At 48.7% G+C, this 18,998-nt stretch carries 21 protein-coding genes; 9 read left to right on the plus strand and 12 right to left on the minus strand.

Annotated features, from left to right (window positions below; translation table 11 throughout):
- Positions 1-73 precede the first annotated feature (73 nt).
- Positions 74-832 (minus strand): glycosyltransferase family 2 protein, encoded by a 759-nt coding sequence (locus tag DYH27_RS08260; protein ID WP_025067307.1) that lies wholly within the window; start codon positions 830-832, stop codon positions 74-76.
- 37 nt (positions 833-869) lie between these two features.
- Entirely contained in the window at positions 870-1,073 is a 204-nt protein-coding gene (locus DYH27_RS08265) for a hypothetical protein (RefSeq protein WP_025067308.1), read from the minus strand.
- 176 nt (positions 1,074-1,249) lie between these two features.
- Between DYH27_RS08265 and DYH27_RS08270 the strand changes: the two genes are divergently transcribed.
- Positions 1,250-2,383, plus strand: coding sequence for an MraY family glycosyltransferase (locus DYH27_RS08270; protein ID WP_029754952.1), 1,134 nt, complete (start codon positions 1,250-1,252; stop codon positions 2,381-2,383).
- A gap of 411 nt (positions 2,384-2,794) precedes the next feature.
- Here DYH27_RS08270 and DYH27_RS08275 read toward each other — a convergent pair whose 3' ends face one another.
- Positions 2,795-3,244 carry a lipocalin-like domain-containing protein gene (locus DYH27_RS08275; protein ID WP_025067309.1) on the minus strand — a complete coding sequence of 150 codons (450 nt, stop codon included), beginning with the start codon at positions 3,242-3,244 and terminating at the stop codon, positions 2,795-2,797.
- Between the two features lie 34 nt (positions 3,245-3,278).
- Positions 3,279-4,874, minus strand: a complete 1,596-nt coding sequence (locus tag DYH27_RS08280) for a capsule assembly Wzi family protein (RefSeq protein WP_025067310.1) — start codon at positions 4,872-4,874, stop codon at positions 3,279-3,281.
- Between the two features lie 205 nt (positions 4,875-5,079).
- Here DYH27_RS08280 and porT point away from each other — a divergent pair, with 205 nt between their 5' ends.
- Positions 5,080-5,826 carry a type IX secretion/gliding motility protein PorT/SprT gene (gene porT, locus DYH27_RS08285; protein ID WP_025067311.1) on the plus strand — a complete coding sequence of 249 codons (747 nt, stop codon included), beginning with the start codon at positions 5,080-5,082 and terminating at the stop codon, positions 5,824-5,826.
- Positions 5,827-6,176: 350 nt separating this feature from the next.
- Here porT and DYH27_RS08290 read toward each other — a convergent pair whose 3' ends face one another.
- Positions 6,177-7,013 (minus strand): bifunctional metallophosphatase/5'-nucleotidase, encoded by an 837-nt coding sequence (locus tag DYH27_RS08290; RefSeq protein ID WP_025067312.1) that lies wholly within the window; start codon positions 7,011-7,013, stop codon positions 6,177-6,179.
- Positions 7,014-7,032: 19 nt separating this feature from the next.
- Complete coding sequence (locus tag DYH27_RS08295) at positions 7,033-7,797, minus strand: 5'-nucleotidase C-terminal domain-containing protein (protein ID WP_029216369.1); 765 nt, start codon at positions 7,795-7,797, stop codon at positions 7,033-7,035.
- Positions 7,798-8,205: 408 nt separating this feature from the next.
- On the opposite strand from DYH27_RS08295, the gene DYH27_RS08305 reads away from it, so the two are divergent.
- Complete coding sequence (locus DYH27_RS08305) at positions 8,206-8,934, plus strand: acid phosphatase (RefSeq protein WP_025067314.1); 729 nt, start codon at positions 8,206-8,208, stop codon at positions 8,932-8,934.
- A 191-nt stretch (positions 8,935-9,125) separates the two neighbouring features.
- The gene (gene rplS, locus DYH27_RS08310; protein WP_004351530.1) at positions 9,126-9,491 is read left to right on the plus strand and encodes a 50S ribosomal protein L19; all 366 of its coding nucleotides are present in this window, start codon (positions 9,126-9,128) and stop codon (positions 9,489-9,491) included.
- Between the two features lie 124 nt (positions 9,492-9,615).
- Here rplS and DYH27_RS08315 read toward each other — a convergent pair whose 3' ends face one another.
- Positions 9,616-9,900, minus strand: coding sequence for a hypothetical protein (locus DYH27_RS08315; RefSeq protein ID WP_004351538.1), 285 nt, complete (start codon positions 9,898-9,900; stop codon positions 9,616-9,618).
- A 443-nt stretch (positions 9,901-10,343) separates the two neighbouring features.
- On the opposite strand from DYH27_RS08315, the gene DYH27_RS08320 reads away from it, so the two are divergent.
- Positions 10,344-10,976: a hypothetical protein gene (locus DYH27_RS08320; RefSeq protein WP_025067315.1), complete on the plus strand. Its 633-nt coding sequence runs from the start codon at positions 10,344-10,346 to the stop codon at positions 10,974-10,976.
- A gap of 159 nt (positions 10,977-11,135) precedes the next feature.
- Here the strand turns inward: DYH27_RS08320 and DYH27_RS08325 are convergent, their stop codons facing one another.
- Positions 11,136-11,510 carry a RidA family protein gene (locus tag DYH27_RS08325; protein ID WP_004351529.1) on the minus strand — a complete coding sequence of 125 codons (375 nt, stop codon included), beginning with the start codon at positions 11,508-11,510 and terminating at the stop codon, positions 11,136-11,138.
- A 273-nt stretch (positions 11,511-11,783) separates the two neighbouring features.
- Here DYH27_RS08325 and DYH27_RS08330 point away from each other — a divergent pair, with 273 nt between their 5' ends.
- From DYH27_RS08330 to DYH27_RS08340, 3 genes are all read left to right on the plus strand, one after another.
- Positions 11,784-12,974, plus strand: a complete 1,191-nt coding sequence (locus DYH27_RS08330) for a phosphoribosylaminoimidazolecarboxamide formyltransferase (RefSeq protein WP_262510594.1) — start codon at positions 11,784-11,786, stop codon at positions 12,972-12,974.
- A gap of 151 nt (positions 12,975-13,125) precedes the next feature.
- Complete coding sequence (locus DYH27_RS08335; protein ID WP_025067317.1) at positions 13,126-13,485, plus strand: four helix bundle protein; 360 nt, start codon at positions 13,126-13,128, stop codon at positions 13,483-13,485.
- A 33-nt stretch (positions 13,486-13,518) separates the two neighbouring features.
- Positions 13,519-13,704 (plus strand): hypothetical protein, encoded by a 186-nt coding sequence (locus tag DYH27_RS08340; protein ID WP_007366640.1) that lies wholly within the window; start codon positions 13,519-13,521, stop codon positions 13,702-13,704.
- Positions 13,705-14,084: 380 nt separating this feature from the next.
- Here DYH27_RS08340 and pgeF read toward each other — a convergent pair whose 3' ends face one another.
- From pgeF to hpt, 4 genes are all read right to left on the minus strand, one after another.
- A complete protein-coding gene (pgeF, locus tag DYH27_RS08345; RefSeq protein ID WP_025067318.1) occupies positions 14,085-14,864 on the minus strand; it encodes a peptidoglycan editing factor PgeF in 780 nt (259 codons plus the stop codon).
- Positions 14,857-16,029 (minus strand): GTPase ObgE, encoded by a 1,173-nt coding sequence (obgE, locus tag DYH27_RS08350; RefSeq protein ID WP_025067319.1) that lies wholly within the window; start codon positions 16,027-16,029, stop codon positions 14,857-14,859. Before obgE ends, pgeF begins: the two co-directional genes overlap by 8 nt.
- A 159-nt stretch (positions 16,030-16,188) precedes the next feature.
- Positions 16,189-16,761 (minus strand): adenylate kinase, encoded by a 573-nt coding sequence (locus DYH27_RS08355; RefSeq protein WP_025067320.1) that lies wholly within the window; start codon positions 16,759-16,761, stop codon positions 16,189-16,191.
- Positions 16,761-17,300: a hypoxanthine phosphoribosyltransferase gene (gene hpt / locus DYH27_RS08360; RefSeq protein WP_025067321.1), complete on the minus strand. Its 540-nt coding sequence runs from the start codon at positions 17,298-17,300 to the stop codon at positions 16,761-16,763. Before hpt ends, DYH27_RS08355 begins: the two co-directional genes overlap by 1 nt.
- A gap of 92 nt (positions 17,301-17,392) precedes the next feature.
- On the opposite strand from hpt, the gene DYH27_RS08365 reads away from it, so the two are divergent.
- Positions 17,393-18,910 carry a bifunctional ADP-dependent NAD(P)H-hydrate dehydratase/NAD(P)H-hydrate epimerase gene (locus tag DYH27_RS08365; RefSeq protein ID WP_029216368.1) on the plus strand — a complete coding sequence of 506 codons (1,518 nt, stop codon included), beginning with the start codon at positions 17,393-17,395 and terminating at the stop codon, positions 18,908-18,910.
- The last annotated feature ends 88 nt before the right edge of the window (positions 18,911-18,998 follow it).

The following is an 18,998-nucleotide window of genomic DNA, read 5'->3' on the forward strand; positions in this document are numbered from 1 at the left end:
TCGAACAGCCAATTACCAAAAATCTGTCTATATCAAAAGGTATAATTTGTTCAAAGTAGCAAGCAACGACTTCTTAGAATCTGAACTCAAAGATCTTATAAAAGTACTTGAGAGAGATTAGGAACTGATTGCTGTAGATGCCATTCTCCCGGCACGCCCGGGTGTCTTCCTGCAAGAGGAGGCGGTGGCTACGGACACCGTTCGTACTTGCTCCGCCGTTGCGCATGGTGACAAAGTCCATCTTGAGATACTGTGCCTTTATCTTATGCACACAGAACATCCGGACGATCATCTCGAAGTCGGCACCGATCTTGTAATCAAGTTTATAGGGGCCTACCCTATCATAGACTTCCCGGCGTACATACAGAGACGGATGGGCCGGCATAAAGCCGAAACGGACCCAGAAAGGAGAAAAAATCCTGGAAGAGTAATAGCGAGTAATCTTATCGGGTTCGCCGTCATGAATGAAATGAATATCGCCATACACCGCATCAAGATCTGTGTCGGAAAAAGGTTCTGCCAGCTTCGACACGACATCACCGGCGGTGAAATAGTCATCGGAATTGAGGATGCCGACAACATCGCCTGTCGCCATCGCAATGCCTTTGTTCATGGCATCATAGATGCCACGGTCTTTCTCCGTGACCCATCTCACGGTATGTCGGGTTGTTGCAGCGGCATATTCACGGATCATCCCGACCGTCGAATCCGTCGACCCGCCATCGACTATAATATGCTCTATATCGCAATAATCCTGCTGCAAGACGGAATTCAAAGTGTCCTGCAGTGTTTTCGCACTGTTATAAGTCGCCGTTATAATTGATATCTTCATTGAAAATGTATCAGACTTCTGCACCGTTGAATTGATCCTAATTGAAACTCCCGGCATAATAGCTGCGGGCAATGAAAGGGGACGGCTCGTAATAAGCACTGCAATTGTAATCATCGATGATTTCGCAGATGGGATTGTTGTATACACGGAGGATTGCATGGGCATAATCTTCCCCGCTTCCTGTAATCTGTATCTTCGGCCGTTCCACCTTCACATTGCAGCCATGATAAATCTCTGCCATATCCATGTTCTTTAGCCACAAATTTACAAAAAGAAAACGAGATTCTAACCATGATAGGTAAGAAGATTTCACAAAGCAGGTGCTTCAGAAAGTACAGCCGCACTTTTCCGACATCCAAATACAATATTATTACAAAAATTGAGTTTTGTTAAAGAAAAAGAATAGATTACCAATATATGTTGACATACATTCTGATCAGCCTGTTCGCCTTCTTGATGAGTGCAGCCTGCGGATTCATCATGATTCCACAGATACTTTCGTTCTGCAGGAAGCGGGAACTTTATGATACACCAAGTGCCCGAAAAGTACACAAGGATGCCGTACCCCGGCTGGGAGGCGTATCGTTCCTGCCCAGTATGCTTATAGCCACCATCGTGGCATTGCTGGTCTGGTCGTACACCAGCAAGGGCAATAAGATCGCAGTCAGCCCCTGGAGCATCTTCTTCGGCGTGGGCATCACGGTCATCTACGTGACGGGACTTGTCGACGATGTCTTCGGCCTGCGGCCGAGGGTGAAGCTCATCATGCAGGTGGTCGTAGCCAGCCTCCTGCCCCTGTCCTATCTCTATGTCAACAACCTCTATGGCTTCCTGGGCATCCATGAGATTCCAATGTCTGTGGGGATGGTGCTGACGGTCGGCATCCTGGTCTTCACGATGAATGCCATCAATCTGATTGACGGTATCGACGGCCTGTCCACCAGTCTGGTGCTCATCGCCTTGTCCGGTCTTTACTATATCTTCCTCCGTGAGCAGATAGGGGTCTACAGCATTCTCATCGCCGGACTGATGGGGGTGCTTGTCCCATTTATCTATCATAACATCTGGGGCAATGCGGAGAAGAACCAGAAAATTTTCATGGGCGACTCAGGCAGTCTGACCCTCGGGTATATACTCGGTGTCCTGCTTGTCAAATTCTGTATGTACAATCCGCACGTAATGGTCGGTCAAAAAGATTCCATCCTGCTCTCCGTGACCCTGCTCATCGTCCCCACCTTCGATGTCTTCAGGGTCATCATCGTCCGGCTGCTGCACCACCGTCCGGTCTTTGGTGCAGACAAGAACCATATTCACCATAAGCTGATGCGGGCAGGACTGACACAGCATCAGGCACTGCTCTGCATCATCCTGCTGTCGTTCTTCTTCATCCTCATCAATGTCTCGCTGTTCAACCATCTGTCTGTCACATGGATCATTGCGACAGACATCCTCTTCTATGCCATTTTCCATTATGCACTCGATTTCCATATCAGAAAAAACGGCTTGCCTCCCTTTGCAGAGCAATATAAAGGTAAAAAAGTAAAAGGGTAAAAGTAAGGGTAAATAATAAAAAGGTAAACATCATTCTGTCATTCAGCCTTCCCATGCTCCAGCCACTCCTGTCACCCTGTTTTTATCAGACTACCTTTTCCACTTGTCTAACTCTCTGGCTCACCTTTCTCCTGACCTTCAGGTCTCTCTGTGTACTTTGATTCCCATTAAAGGCTCCGTGAGCTCCGTGACTCCGTGAGAGAATACCTCTCTAAGATGGCATTTCCGTAAGGATTTATTCTCACACAGAGAGCACAGAGAACACAGAGTTTGTTGGAAAAGTAAAAAAGTAAAAAGGTAAAACGTTATTCTATCTGCCAGCCCAAAAGACAAAAAGAAGACATCAAAGAGAATCTTCAGAACCTGTCCGTAATCAACTTACATGAGGAGATACTGCCAGTCAGCATCAGCTTAGAACTTGTCAAAACAGAGTCTTGCACTCCCGTCATTCAGTATCATTCTCCCTTTCCTGACCTGCTCTATCCTGAACGCAGGGACAAGTGTCCTGATGCCAAAGAATGCCAATGCAGGTTCATAGGCCGAAAGCGGACGGTCGCCGTTCTCACGGTCGTACAGATAAGGGGAAGACAGGGTAAGACGGTCGCCGTCAATACTGAAGCGATAAAGATAACTGCTGTGTGTACCTTTTTTTTCCTCCAGTTCCAGGAGTCTTGCCTGGAAAGACCAGAAGACCGTCTTACTGTTCAGGTCTTCTGTCGTTCCGGCTGTCAGATTGTCAATACGCACAAGATGCCACATTCCCTCCAGTCTGCCGGCATCGTTATCCGTCTCCAACGAACATGAGGAGAAGAGAAGTGCCAGCAGCGGAAAGACGAAAGACAACACCTTTGTTCTGTTCATTTTCTGATTCATATCCTATAATAATTATAGTAGGCTAAAGCTTTTCCAGCAAGCCCCGTTTACAGACAGTCAGCTGCATGCCATAATTGTTTCCGCAGAGGATGGCACCGAAATCGGCACCGACTCCCATCCGGACATCAACACCTTTCAACCACTCCGGCAACCTCCCCCCATGCAACGTATAAGTGGCTTCGCCCATCAGACTGACGTTATGATGCTTCTTCGTGTAAGGTTTTTCGTATGTCCCCAGTCCTTCCTGCCACGTACCGAGGAAACGCCATTTCACATAGTCGGAGGGATGGCCGCCCAGTCCTAAATGAAAAGCAACGAAACGGTTGTTCTGGAATTCAACCGTGCCGTCTTCATTGTACAGCGGCGACCGGTAGAGCGGATTGCCCATCGCCTGTCCCCAGTGCTGGTAGCCGGGAAAGATGTAATGGTTGTAAAAGTCGTCCCTTCCGCCGATATGGTCAGGAACGGTAAGGGTATGGTCGTGGTAGATCGGACCGCTCTGGTATTTCGTGTAAAGATATTCAAAGACAATACTGTTCAGCCAGTTATCGGGCTTGAAACGATACTCGAAACCCAGCATCCAGTCCTTGAAGTCATAGAGCAGATAGCGGTGCCGCTTCTTCACCTGCCACTCGTCGCCCTCCCCGTAACCGTCATAATCAAGCTGGAACATTGAAGAATGGTCCTCGAAGAACTTGTCGGCATAGAGAGAAAAGCCATGCCAGTCGCCGTCGTAGTTCAGCCGCATCAACCAGCTGCCCAGCTGGTCGCCCTCTACATTCTGATAAGTCGTCTCACCGTTATCAGCACCGCCGGGAAGAAATGCATTCCAGAAATCACGGACACCTTTTCCACTCTTCAACTGTTCCATACCTCCGGCACCGGCCGGACGATAGGCCGTACCGCCGAAGAGAGAGACCATCTCCAGTCCCATCTCCAAAGACCAAGGGCAGAATACCTCGTCATTTCCGATTTTCAGATAACCGGCCTTGGAATGATAGAGCACCCGGTCGGCATACTTTGACTGACACCGGGTGAAGCCGTGCTGCCAGTTCTGGTCGGTCATCATGCCGTACGCAATGTGCCCCTTCAGATGCAGCCATCCGTTGGCAAAGGGCAAGGTCCAGTAATCGGGCAATGCCAGGCGCACCTGGGGAACCGGCCGTGCGTTGATGCCGAGTGTCTGCGCACCGGAGCTCAGACGGTTGTCTTTCAGTTCCATCGGCTCTTCCTTGGCACCGACGGTCAGCGTTCCATGCCACCACCGTCCTTCGACATACGCCTGCTGGACAACCGCCTTGCTGGTATAATGGACCGGCAGGACGACATCCAGTCCGTAGCCCAATCCGAACTTGCGTCCGTCGTCGGTGCTCAACGGGCGCACCACTCCGCCTCGCACATAGCCGTTCGCCGTTTCCAACGAGCTTAGTCCGTACCTGTTGGCATTCAGCCAAAGGGGCGTCCGCCCCTTCGAGAGACTGCCCTGCATCTCCACCCTGTACTCCAGACCTTTCATCGGCTGCAATCCCGACGTGTCTCGCCGCAAAGGTTCCTGATACTGGGCATGTACTGCCGCAGCCATGCACCAGACAGCCAGAACTGAAACAAACTTTCTCATATCATCACGTAAATATCAGGCGCAAAGTTAGTAAAAAAAGTGCTTCTATGCAAACGAACAGCCTGTCAACGGTCCGCCCGGACCGTCTTCCGCTTCCGGACAGAGAGAAAGAAGAAGGTACAGAGGCGTTTGATTTCGGACTCGCGCCGGTAAAAGGAAAAACCGGCAGACAATAAAACAGGACAGAATGCGTTTGAAAGATGTTATGAACAGAATATTCGTCACCTTAACCCTGCTGGCAGCCACACTCGTATGCCCGGCACAGGAGCGAAGAGTGCAGAACCGTCCCTACACGGATCTGCGTGAGTTCCATTTCGGAGTACTCGTCGGGACACATCTGCAGGACCTTGAACTCAACAACGTAGGACCACAGATGATTGACCTTGACGACGGCAACGGACCTGTCGAGAAGACCGTCTCAGCCGATCAGGACCGGTGGGATGCCGGCTTCACGGTGGGTGTCCTGGGCGAGCTGCGCCTCAACTCCACACTCCAGCTGCGTATGGCGCCGGCCATGTATTTCGGCACACGCCACATTACTTTCCGCAATCTCACAGACCGCACAATACAGGGGGAGCCTACCGAGCAGGTGCAGGAACTGAAGACCGCCTACGTCTCCTGTGCCTTCGACCTCATCGCCGCTGCTCCCCGCTTCAACAACCACCGCCCATACGTGATGCTGGGCATCAATCCGATGCTGAATCTTTCGGGCAAGGACAATGATTACATCAAGCTGAAGCGGAGTGATGTATTCTTAGAGGTGGGGCTCGGATGCGACTTCTATCTCCCTTATTTCAAGCTGCGTCCGGAACTGAAGTTCATGTACAGCCTTACGAACAGCCTCGATAAGAGCCACGCCAAGAACCTGCGCGACAAGCACATGCTTATGTACACCAATTCGGTCGATGAAACACGGGCAAAGATGATTGCACTGACCTTCTACTTTGAATAAACCTCCCTAACAATAACTACCGTCTAAAGACAGACAGAGGAAGGTATTTACAGAGACAAAGTGAAATCCATGTGAATCTGGAGTTGGACTCCAGATTCACATGGATTTTTTATTTAAAGACCTTGTTTTACACCTTGCCTGCAGATTCACTGTTCATCATTGCATGGGCTTTTTCGCATTCATGTAAAGTAAAAGATACATTAATGACACATTAGACTGCATTCACCAAATCGAGCTGGACATAAAGAAACACACTTCCCTGCCACTCGGGAACACAGTTCCCAAGCACTGGGAACAGGATTCCCAAACGGTCGGGAACACGGTTCCCAAGTGTTGGGAACAAGTTTGGTTTACTTTTTCTTCATATCAAGCACCAACTTACCTACATAAATAGCATGCTTGCCGTTCTGGTCATCACCGACCATCTTGCCGTCAAGATCCTTTACATACTCAAGTTTTGTAAGATAGGTATGGGAGTGCCCGCCAAGGACGAGGTCCAGGCCGTGCGTGCCGGCGATAACCTCCTCGTCGCTGACACCTTCGATATTCCACCCGAGATGAGAAAGACAGATGATGAGGTCGCATTTCTTCGCCTTCAGCTCGTCGATAACCTTCTGCGCACATTTCACAGGGTCGTTATAGACAATAGGACCGTAGTTCTTCTTCACGACCAGACCATCCAGCTTAGGACCGAGTCCGAAGACACCTATCTTCAGTCCATTACGTTTCAAAATGACATAAGGTTTAACCAGTTTCTCCAATTCTGTACCCTTGAAATCGTAATTGGCACAGACAATCGGGAAGTTAGCCATCCGGAAGAGACGTGCCATGTTGTCCAGTCCGAAGTCGAACTCATGGTTGCCGATTGTTGCCGCATCATAGTGCATCCGGTTCATCAGCCCCACTTCGACATCCCCTTTGAACATTGTATAATAAGGTGAGCCTTGCGAGAAGTCGCCACTGTCGAAGAGCAGCAGGTCAGGTTGTTTCCGGCGTTCCTCCTTCAGCATCGCAATACGGCGGAGGAAGCCGGCACGGCCCGCCTTCATCGTGTCGGCGAGGTTCACGCTGAGCGGATAAATCTGACTGTGTGTGTCGTTTGTATGCAGAATCGTAAGCCGCTTGTCCTGTCCGAAAGCCACAACAGTGAGGAGACAGAACGCAATCAATAATATATTCCTTTTCATTTTCCTATTCGTTAAATGGTTACTCCACACGGATGCGTCCCTCGGTACGTGCATTGACTATCCTGCCCTGTGCCGTCTGCTCCTTGAAGTAGTTCATGATGATGAAACGTGTGTTGTTGCTGGTCGCTTGTGGCGAAACGACATCCGTCGCCGACTTGAAAGCCTCCATCTTGTCGTTGCCCTGTGCCAGATAGTCGAGCGTGGAGATGCGGTAAGAGGCTTTAGGATCTATCTCCTTTCCGTTCAGGCGGGCCGACTTCAGTTTGTGGTCATGCGTGAAGACGAGTTCAACACCATGGCTGACCGCCTCGCCACCGGTATGCGCCATCTGTGAGAAAAGTTCCAGCACCTTTTCTCCAGTAAGTGTCACGAAACAGATCTTGTTTTCAAAAGGCGCAATGTCGAGCACATCCCCATAAGTGATTTTCCCCTTCGAGAGCGCTGCACGGATGCCACCCATATTGTAAACACCGAAGTCTACCTTCTCATTATAGTCCCGGGCAGCCCACACCATGATGTCTGCCAACAGGTTGGAGAGATCGCTCTCAGGACGGTGGGCCACCATGTCGTGGTCGACTTCGCCCACGACAGGTCCCATCACCGAGTCGACCTTGTGCTTGAACGGTTCCATGAACTTTGCCGCCCCGGCATCAGGAGCAGCGTCATAGCGGTTGTCTACCAGCACACGCGTACGCTGTATGCCCGCCAGCTCGTAATGGGAAGCGCATCCGGCCGCCGTGAGCAGTACCGACAAACCTGCCAGATAAAATTTTTTTCTATACATATTCTATATTATGACTTTTGATTGTTGCAAAAGTAAGAAAAAAAATTGATTAGTCATCTGTCAACCGCATGAATTTATCCGCCAAGAGTGCCTCACCGCATTATGACGAATGTTCCACCATGCGGGAGAACATCGCACCCTACAGGAAACACCGCCACGACACCTATACCGACAAAGTTGCAACGGCGGCAAAAAAGACAGACGGGAGAATGCAACTATTAAAAAAAGACAGAATCTTTGAAAAACGTACGGAAATGGTTACTTTTGCACAACAGGTTCAAAGCCGGTCCTGAAAAAGTCCGAAACGGAATCATCGGATGTCCCTTTGACGAAGCCCTCCTGTGTCGGAAGACAAGACAGGATATATTTTAAACAAATAACAAAACAAAAATCAAACCATTTATCATGATGAAAAAAAACCTATTTGTAAGTATCGTCATGCTGCTCATCGGCATGACGGTAAATGCTCAGGATTACAAGAAGCAGTCATTCATTCCAGAATCAGAGATGCCAGATGCTGGTATTTATCTCCCTGCACCACCCGATACAGCATCTTTCCATTTCGATTATGATTTCCGTCAGTACTGGTGGGGACGCAAAATGAGAGAGAACAAGGAACGTGCTGATCAGGCTAAGTTCGACGCATACTTTGATGTTGACTCAGTACTCGTTGGCTTCGCCCCGGCTTTCGGTATGCTGATTACCCCGGAGAAGACACCTGAAACCTACAAGCTCATCTGCATGGTCGGCATTGACGGCAATCACGCCGTTGACCGTGCCAAGGCGAAATATATGCGCAAGCGTCCTTTCGCACAGTTCCACGAGCATACATTGCAGCCGCAGTTCGAGGCAGAGCTGATCAACAACGGTTCTTATCCGTCAGGGCATACCTGCCGAGGATGGATCTTCGGCCTGACCCTTACCGAACTGAATCCTTCACGTGGCAATGAAATCATGACCCGTGCGTATGAGTACGGACAGAGCCGTGTCATCTGCGGTTATCACTACCAGAGTGACGTTGATGCAGGCCGTCTCTGTGCGAGCGTAGGCTATGCAGCCATTCATTCTTCCGAGGCCTTCCAGAAGCAGATGGCAAAGGCGAAGAAGGAGATTGCAAAACTGCTGGCCAAGAAGTAGACATTCCTGTTCTGTCCGCTCTCACAAGGAGAGAGTGGACAGGAGAGCGGTAAAGATAATCTGTGGAATGCTTTGCCGGTTCGGAAAAAATCCGTAACTTTGCACCGCTTTTCGGCGTAACCGCTGATCGTGGAAGAGTCATGGATTACGTTGCGTTGGAACAACAAACAATTTTTAATTAACAAAAGAAAATGGATTTAATTAAAGTTGCTGAGGAAGCATTTGCAACCGGCAATCAGTTTCCAGAGTTCAAAGCTGGTGACACTGTCACTGTCGCTTACAAAATCATCGAGGGTAACAAGCAGCGTATTCAGCTCTACCGTGGTGTAGTCATCAAGATTTCGGGCCATGGCGAGAAGAAACGTTTCACGGTCCGTAAGATGTCTGGTACCATCGGTGTCGAGCGTATCTTCCCATTGGAGTCACCGAACATCGATTCTATCGAGGTGAACAAGCATGGTAAAGTTCGTCGTGCGAAACTCTACTACCTGCGCAAGCTCACAGGTAAGGCCGCACGCATCAAGGAGAAAAGAACCGTTGCTGCTGCTGAGAAGTAAGCTCTTGGAAATCCAGGAAAATAAAAGTCCGAGGCCTTTTGAGGTCCCGGACTTTTTCTTTTCCATGTGTGCTCCTTTTCCTTTCCATGCGTGCTGGGAACTTTTCCGAAGAGAAGCAAGAGGCTTAATCCTCATAATTCAGCCTGGCGTCACTGTTTCCGTGCAAGGCTGCACTCAGGTCTTTCCAGTTCTGAAAGCCGGCAAAGAGTGCCAGCCGGTCCAGCGTCTTCTTAGACGGTTTCTCTTTCCCCCTGAAATAACCTATCAGTTTCTTCAGTGATGAAGTTTCCAGATGAATCTGGTGGACAGCCAACCTGTCTGACAATCTCTCCAGGTCAGAAGCCAGCTCTTTCCGCACCTGCGTTTTACGACCCAACTCCTCAATAATGCTTTTAAAGCTCTTTTTCATCTCTCATTTAACAACATATAATAACGTATGATAATATGATGCAAAAGTAACAAAAGATTGGATAACCACATAAAGTTCAACTGGTTTTCTTCGTAAAGATTATAGAAAACTTTGCCTTCATCTAAATGATGAAAAGCACACACACACGTTCAGCGCACAAGAAACGTCATTCACAGAACGGCTTGTGAAAAACGCAAATAAGGCAAAAGTACACGAAAAAAGGTTCTATACGCAGAAAATATAACAAAAAAGTCTTACCTTTGTAGCCCAAAAGATGTTTTCAGTCCCATTTCGTAAAAGACATCCGTCTATTTACGGACAGTAAAACAAACCTGATAACGGTCATCATTATTAAGAGAGGAATTATCTGAGTTGCTGATTTTAATATTCAATCAGGAAAAGAGAAATATCTGAGTTATTAATTTTAATATCAAACAAGAAGTATGAAGAAAGTAAACATCAAGTCCATTCTGCTGTTATCCATGTTGTTTCTGCAGGCCGTCACGCTAAAGGCACAAAACGATCTTACCAGGATTTACGGAGTATATGCCGGCACAGCCAAGACAGAAATCGAAACAGCAGGTGGAAGCATGAAACAACCTGGTGAAAGGAAATTCCAAGTAGAGATTGTGAAAAGAGCTAATGACACGAAGCTGATATTAAAGGATTACAAATTAGGCAACTACGAATTTGAAGAGGTTGTGTTCGACAATTTCGATCAGTATTACCAACCGGAAAAGAAAGGCTGGAACTTCTTCACCGATCCCCTTTCAGGTAAATATTTCAAGACAAAAGACAACATTTACACCATACAGCTATGGGGGAATCCCATTGATGACTACTGCTTTGTCTACGAAAACGGGACCATGGATTTCACTTTTGAAATCTACACAAACCCTGAAAGGAAAGTAAAGCATGTTTTCAAAGGGAAAAAGTTAGACACGAACGGTATCAATTCCTTATCAGCCAGGCACGACAAGGATGTAATATACAATCTGCATGGGCACCGGACACAAAGGGCGCAGAAAGGATTGTACATTGTCAATGGCAAGAAAGTACTGCTGAATAACAAATAACAGAGCGGAAAAGGCAGCACGGTCTGTAGCAGACACATTGTAATCCTCCGGAATCTTTCTCCGATACTGAATATTACAAGAAAAAATCCCTTTATAATGGAGTTCCACTTATGTACCTCCATTATAAAGGGATTCTTTGTCCCGGTAGAAGCCAGCAGTCTATTTCACCGCAATACACTCCACTTCTACCAATGCGCCCTTGGGCAGATCCTTAACGGCAAAGGCCGAGCGGGCGGGATAAGGCTGCTGGAAAAACTCGGCATAGACTTCGTTCATTGCAGCAAAGTTGTTCATGTCGGAGAGAAAGACAGTTGTCTTTACGACGTGGGAAAGGTCCACACCCGCTGATGCCAGTACATTGCGTGCATTGGTGAGCGACTGGCGGGTCTGTTCCTTCACACCGCCTTCAGCAAAGGCATTGGTAGCCGGATCGATGGGAAGCTGACCTGATGCGAAGATGAAACCGTTGGCTTCGACAGCCTGACTGTAAGGACCTACTGCCGCAGGAGCCTTGTCTGTGTGTAATGCGTGCATATCTTTAAGAATTTAAAGGAGTTAAAGGAGTTACAGGGAGCCGGGCCGACGGCGAGACACCCCCTATACGCTCCAATGTTCATTTCTATTCGAGTGTAAAAGTACTGCTTTTCTTCAAAAGAAACAAACCTATACGGCTAATTTACTTAAAAACGACGAACGTGCCGGCATATTCCATTATTTTTCCTCTGAAGAAAAAACACTTTCTTTATCCAACTGGCTTATAAATCACAGTTTTTATGTAAATTTGCACTACTCAATTACATATACCACATAAGTTATATGAAAGAATTAGCTCTCAAGTACGGATGCAATCCGAACCAGAAGCCTTCACGCATCTACATGGAAGAAGGCGAACTTCCCCTCACAGTGCTCAGTGGCCGTCCGGGCTACATCAACTTCCTCGACGCACTCAACAGCTGGCAGCTTGTAAAGGAGCTGAAGGCTGCAACCGGTCTGCCTGCCGCAGCCTCGTTCAAGCACGTCAGCCCGGCCGGTGCTGCTGTCGGTCTGCCGCTCAGCGACACGCTGAAGAAGATTTATTTCGTCGATGATGTCGACTTTGAGCTTACGCCACTTGCCAGTGCATACGCCCGTGCCCGCGGTGCCGACCGTATGTGCTCCTACGGAGACTTCTGTGCCCTCAGCGACACCTGCGACAAGGAGACGGCACTGCTCATCAAGCGTGAAGTCAGCGACGGTGTGATTGCACCTGACTATACACCTGAAGCCTTGGAAATTCTGAAGGCCAAGCGCAAGGGCAACTACAACGTGATAAAGATTGACCCGGCTTATGTCCCGGCACCTGTTGAACATAAGCAGGTGTTCGGCATCACTTTCGAACAGGGGCGCAATGAGGTGAAGCTCGACGACCCTGCACTCTTCGGAAACGTCCCGACAAAGAACAAGATCTTTACCGAGGCGGCTAAGCGTGACCTTATCATATCGCTCATTACACTGAAGTACACACAGAGCAACTCCGTCTGCTACGTGAAAGACGGACAGGCCATCGGCATCGGCGCCGGACAACAGAGCCGCATCCACTGTACACGCCTGGCAGGCAGCAAGGCTGACGAATGGTGGTTGCGCCAGTGCCCGAAGGTGATGAACCTACCGTTCAAGAAAGGCATCCGCCGTGCCGACCGTGACAACACCATCAACGTTTATATTTCTGACGAGTATGAAGATGTGCTGCAAGATGGCATATGGCAACAGTTCTTCACGGAATGTCCAGAGCCTCTGACACGTGAGGAACGCAAGGAGTGGATTGCCAAGAATACGGGTGTCGCACTCGGTTCTGACGCTTTCTTCCCATTCGGCGACAACATTGAGCGTGCGCACAAGAGCGGCGTAGAATATATTGCACAGGCAGGCGGCAGCATACGTGACGACCATGTCATTGATACCTGCGACAAATACAACATCGCAATGGCATTTACAGACATCCGCTTATTCCACCACTGATAGGTTTGAGGTTTGAGATTTGAGGTTTGAGGTTTATGCCTACGGGATAATACAAGCTCAATTTTCAGACCTCAAATCTCAAACCTCAATCCTCAAACCTCAAACCTCAAATCTCAAACCTCAAATCTCAAACCTCAAATCTCAAATCAATATGGAAATAGAAAATGACATATACGTTTTATCCAAGGCTTTTGCTTTAAGGATAATCCATCTATATAGATATTTAACCAATGAGAAAAGAGAAAATGTAATATCAAAACAATTACTTCGTTCGGGAACAAGTATCGGGGCAAACGTACATGAAGCGAAGAATGCACAAAGCAGGGCTGATTTCTCCTCTAAAATGAACATAGCTTTGAAAGAAGCTACAGAATCTGAATATTGGATTGACTTACTGAAAGAAGCAACATTCATTTCTAAAGAGGCATACGAATCACTATATGCGGACTGCAGCCGAGTTAAGGCAGTACTCGTTAAAATTATCAAAGCAACGAAAAATCCAAAAGAATAAACCTCAATTCTCAAACCTCAAACCTCAAACCTCATGGATGATTTTCAAAGTATATTAGAGAATGGCATCAGCTTCAAGGGGTCATCAGGACCGAAAAAAGAAGATGACAAAGTGAAGACCAAAGCCAAGAAGAAGAAGTATGTTACCGGGGCACACGGTTCCGGCAGTGCAAAACAGAAGGCTAAATACCGCCAGCAACGTGCCAACCGACACAAGTAAACAAAAACAACGAACGCCCTCGTTTGTCCGTCCCTATCAAAGGGATTTGAAGAAACGAGGGCGTTTGTTGTTTATTTCATATATTCTCTAAAGTTGAGAAAGGGTCCACCTTTTTGAGCGAAAAGGTGGACCGTTTTGAAGAAAAGGGTCAACCGTTTCAAGGAAAAAGGTCAACCGTTTTGAGGAAAAGTGTGAACAGCAGAGAGAAAGCAATCCTGTCTGATGAATCTGTTAATTCAAACACTGCTGACTCCACAGTCTTTTTCAAATTCTTTTCATGAAAAAAAATATTTTTCTTCATGAGAAGAAATATTTATTTTCACGACAAGAAATATTTATTTACGTGAAAATAATTCCGAAATGACCATTAAGACAAGTATTTATTTCAGGGCAATACCTGTATAGATGGTGCCGAATCCTTCTTTAAGAATACGTGCTGAGAAAAAGTCGGAAGCGTTATCGTAGGTGCAGATAGCGGACTGAAGGATATTGGCAGCTGGCACACCGAGTTCTTCTAATTGAAGTTGATTACAGAGCGGAAGGTCAATATGCCACTTTTCATACATACATGCAATACGCTCCATTGCGAAACCAGCAGACGCAAAGGCAGCATAGACTTCCTGCCCTACCTCAAAGTTTTTCTGAGAGATACAAGGTCCTATAACCGCCTTGAGCTCCTTCGGGTCGGTACCATACAGCTCTGTCATCCTGCGAAGCGTGTGCTGAACGATACGTTTCACCGTACCCCGCCAGCCTGCATGGGCTGCACCGACGGCATGATGAACCGGATCGTAAAAGAGGACAGGGACACAGTCGGCCGTATGAACACCGATGCAGACGTTACGACAATCGGTGACGACAGCGTCTTTGCCTTCTTCCTGATCGGCCTGTTCCGCAGCAGAAAGCCGGAGAAAACCATCGGTCACGGTCAGGCAATGCGTTTCGTGTATCTGATGAAGACGGATTATCTTACCAGCCTCAACACCTATCTCCGCCGCAACAGCCTGCAGGTTGTCAGCCACAGCAGCGGGATCATCACCGCGATAAGGATTGATGTTCAGTGTTGCAAGCCGCCCTTTACTGACACCCCCATGGCGCGTCGTACTGAATGCCACAGCGTCATCGGCAATCGTATAATAATGCAGTACGGGCTTAGCCATCCGTATATTCAAAGTCATCAAGGTCTTCCACCTCGTCCAGTTCGTCAATCCCAACTTCCTCAACATCGTCGGCATCAGCATCTTCAGCTTCCAGCTCGGCGGCGAAACGCTTCATATCCTTATCCCGATGCACAAGTGTGTCTTCTGCGGTAATTTCCTGTAACTTGTTGCTCTCAGCGTTGAGTTCCTTCCAGAGCACATCCTTCAGATCATCAAGTCCTTGTCCGGTAACGGCTGAAATGAAGACGACAGGAAGGTCGGTCGGCAACGTTTCACGCAGCATTTCAATGAGTTCCTCATCCAGCAGGTCGCACTTCGTGACGGCCAGTACCCGGTGCTTGTCGAGCATCTCGGGATTAAAATGCTGCAACTCATTCAACAGTATTTCATACTCACGCTTAATGTCGTCAGTATCGCCCGGCACCATGAAGAGCAGAAGGGAGTTGCGCTCGATATGACGGAGGAATCGCAAGCCGAGTCCCTTCCCCTCACTGGCACCTTCGATGATACCCGGTATATCGGCCATCACGAAACTCTGGCTGTCACGATAGCTGACGATGCCCAGCGATGGTTCCATCGTCGTAAAAGGATAGTTGGCAATCTTCGGCTTCGCACTTGAGAGAGAAGACAGCAGCGTAGACTTTCCCGCATTCGGGAAACCTACCAGACCGACATCGGCCAGCAGCTTCAACTCAAGGATGACTGTCATCTCCTGCATCGGCTCACCCGGCTGTGCATAACGCGGAGCCTGATTGGTCGCCGTACGGAACTGGAAGTTGCCCAGTCCGCCACGTCCGCCTTTCAACAGCAGCACCGTCTGTCCGTCGTACATGACATCGCAGACATACTTGCCCGTCTCGGCATCGTAGACCACTGTTCCGCAGGGAACATCGATATAGACATCCTTGCCGTCCGTGCCGTGACACTTGTCACGGCCGCCGTTGCCGCCATGCTCTGCATAGACATGACGCTGATACTTCAGGTGAAGCAGTGTCCAGTAATTGTGGTTGCCACGCAGGTAAACGCTTCCGCCCTTGCCGCCGTCGCCGCCGTCAGGTCCGCCGTTGGGGTTATACTTCACATGACGAAGATGCATCGATCCTCGTCCGCCCTTGCCGGAACGGCAGTAAATCTTCACATAGTCTACAAAATTAGAATCAGCCATAGCAAGTGATGGGTATTTAGGAAATGGAATAAATAACCGTTTATATCAATATGGAAGACTTTTGTCTATTGGGGCTTATATTAAAAAGCTGATAGATATTAGGAGGAAGACAATACCGTTAAGTATTCGTCTATTCCCAACATCTATCAGCTGAATCTATTACAGTGAGTCAATAACAGACTCTATTCTGCTAAAGATCTCATCAATCGTACCTAAGCCCTCTACATGATGATGAACACCCTCACTTTTATACCAATCTATCAATGGAGAAGTTTGTGTGTGGTAAACATTGAGCCGCTTCTTGATTGTCTCTTCGTTATCATCAGAACGGCCGCTCTGCTGTCCACGGAGAATCAGACGGTTCATCAGCTCGTCCTCGGGAACGAAGAGTTCAATCATGGCAGCCACGTTATGACCGCGATCAGCCAGCATCTTCTTCAGTGCTTCAGCCTGCGGGATAGTACGTGGGAAACCGTCGAAGATAACCCCCTTATGCTCCTTGCCGAAGCTGTCGTAAACGCTGGCAAGAATATCAACCATCAACTCATCCGGAATGAGCTGACCATCATCTATGTATCTCTTGGCTGTTTTACCCAGTTCCGTACCGTTCTTGATTTCGTTACGGAGGACATCCCCCGTAGAGATGTGACCGAAACCATACTTCCCGATCATCTTGTCGCTCTGGGTACCTTTGCCGGCACCCGGCGCACCGAAAATTACAATATTCTTCATTATTCTTTCACTAAAGTGTAAATATCTCTCAGATTGCGACCCTGCTGGTCATAGTCGAGTCCGTAACCGACGATGAAATCATTAGGTATTTCAAACGCAGCATACTCAATATCCAGAGGCACCCTCAGCTTGCCCGGTTTCAACAGCAATGTGCAGATATGCAGGCCTGCCGGCTCACGTGTCCCCAATGTCTCGAGCATACGTTTCATGGTTGCACCGGTATCGACAATATCCTCAACAATGACGACTTCCCGCCCCCGGATGTCCTCGTTCAGTCCTATCACTTCCTTGATTGTGCCTGTAGAGGTAGTACCCTGATAAGAAGCCAGCTTGACAAACGAGATTTCACACGGAATGGTTATGTTCTTCATCAAGTCGGCAGCATACATGAACGATCCGTTCAGCACCGCAAGGAAAAGCGGAGTCTTCCCCTCGAAATCCTTGTTTATACGGTCTGCTATCAGCTTTACTCTCTCCAGAATCTTGGCTTCAGGAATGGAAGTCTCGAACGTCTTGTCCTTGATTGTCACTCGACTCATTTCTCTTTAATCTATAATTTAGCGCAAAATTACGAAAATTATACCAAACAATCCCATACGATTAGCATTTATTTTGTAAATTTGCCATCGGTATGAAGATATTCACGAGTGCCCAGATTCACGAACTGGACAGATATACTATAGAGCACGAACCCATCAAGTCGGTCGACCTGATGGAGCGTGCAGCAAAGGCCATTACCCGGGCTGTCGCCGAGGAATGGACGACGCATACACCGGTCGTGGTTTTTGCCGGCCCCGGCAACAACGGCGGTGATGCCCTTGCCGTGGCTCGCCTGCTGACCAATGAAGGTTATAAGGTCAGGACCTATCTATTCAATATCACCAACCACCTTTCCGATGATTGCGTGACAAACCGGCAACGGCTGCTCGACGGCCGGCACGCCAAGGACTTCACGGAAATCACGGCCAAGTTCGACCCTCCTGAACTGACGGCCGACACGCTTGTCATCGACGGCCTTTTCGGTTCCGGGCTCAACAAGCCGCTTGCCGGAGGGTTCGCCTCGTTGGTGAAGTACATCAACCAAAGCCCGGCAAAGGTTGTCAGCATTGATGTTCCGTCAGGCCTGATGTCGGAGGACAATACATATAATGTAAGGGCAAACATTATCCATGCAACACTGACACTGACGCTGCATGAGAAGAAGCTCGCTTTCCTCTTCGGCGATGCACAGCAGTTCATCGGCCGGCTGAAAGTCCTGGACATCCGGCTGAGCCAGGAATATATCCAGAAGACAGAGGCACAGTATTACGTACTCGAAGAGAGCGATGTGCGCTCACGCCTGCTCCATCGCGACGACTTCGCGCACAAAGGCAACATGGGCAATGCACTCATCGTTGCCGGCAGCTACGGTATGTCGGGTGCAGCCATCCTTGCCACACGTGCCTGTCTGCGCAGCGGTGCGGGAAAGGTCACGGTACACACGCCGAAGAAGAACTACGGAGTCATGCAAATATCCGTCCCGGAGGCGGTCCTGCACATGGACCATGAAGAGACGGCATTCACCGAAGCTGTTGATACAGACGGCTTCGATGCTCTGGGGATAGGACCGGGACTGGGATGCCAGGAGACAACGGCAATAGCCATGATCGCCCAGATCCGACGCGCCCAATGTCCGATTGTAGCAGATGCAGATGCCTTGAACATTCTTGCCAGTCACCGTGCATGGATGCAGCAGTTGCCAAAAGGAATCATCATGACCCCGCATCCGAAGGAACTCGACCGGCTGACAGGCTCGCCTGCCAATGCCGACTTCGAACGGCTGCACCGGACACGCGAACTGGCACAGTCGCTTCAGGCATATATCATACTAAAAGGTCACAACAGTGCGCTTTGCCTTCCTGACGGTCAAGTCGTCTTCAACCCTACAGGCAACAGCGGCATGGCTACTGCCGGCAGCGGTGACGTACTGACAGGAATCATCACAGCTCTTCTCGCACGGGGCTACCATCAGCACAACGCCTGCATCGTGGGTATGTATCTCCACGGACTGGCCGGCGACATCGCCGTGAAGACTCTCGGCAAGGAAAGTCTGACGGCAAGTGACATCATCGACTATCTTCCCCATGCCTTCAAGCATTTAGACGATTAACAGCCCGATTGCATACAGACCAGATGACAACAACAATCCCCGCCCGGACATCTCCTGACGAGGATTGTTGTTTCCAACCGATTTCCAT

Source organism: Prevotella denticola (assembly GCF_900454835.1).
GTDB classification, from domain to species: domain Bacteria; phylum Bacteroidota; class Bacteroidia; order Bacteroidales; family Bacteroidaceae; genus Prevotella; species Prevotella denticola.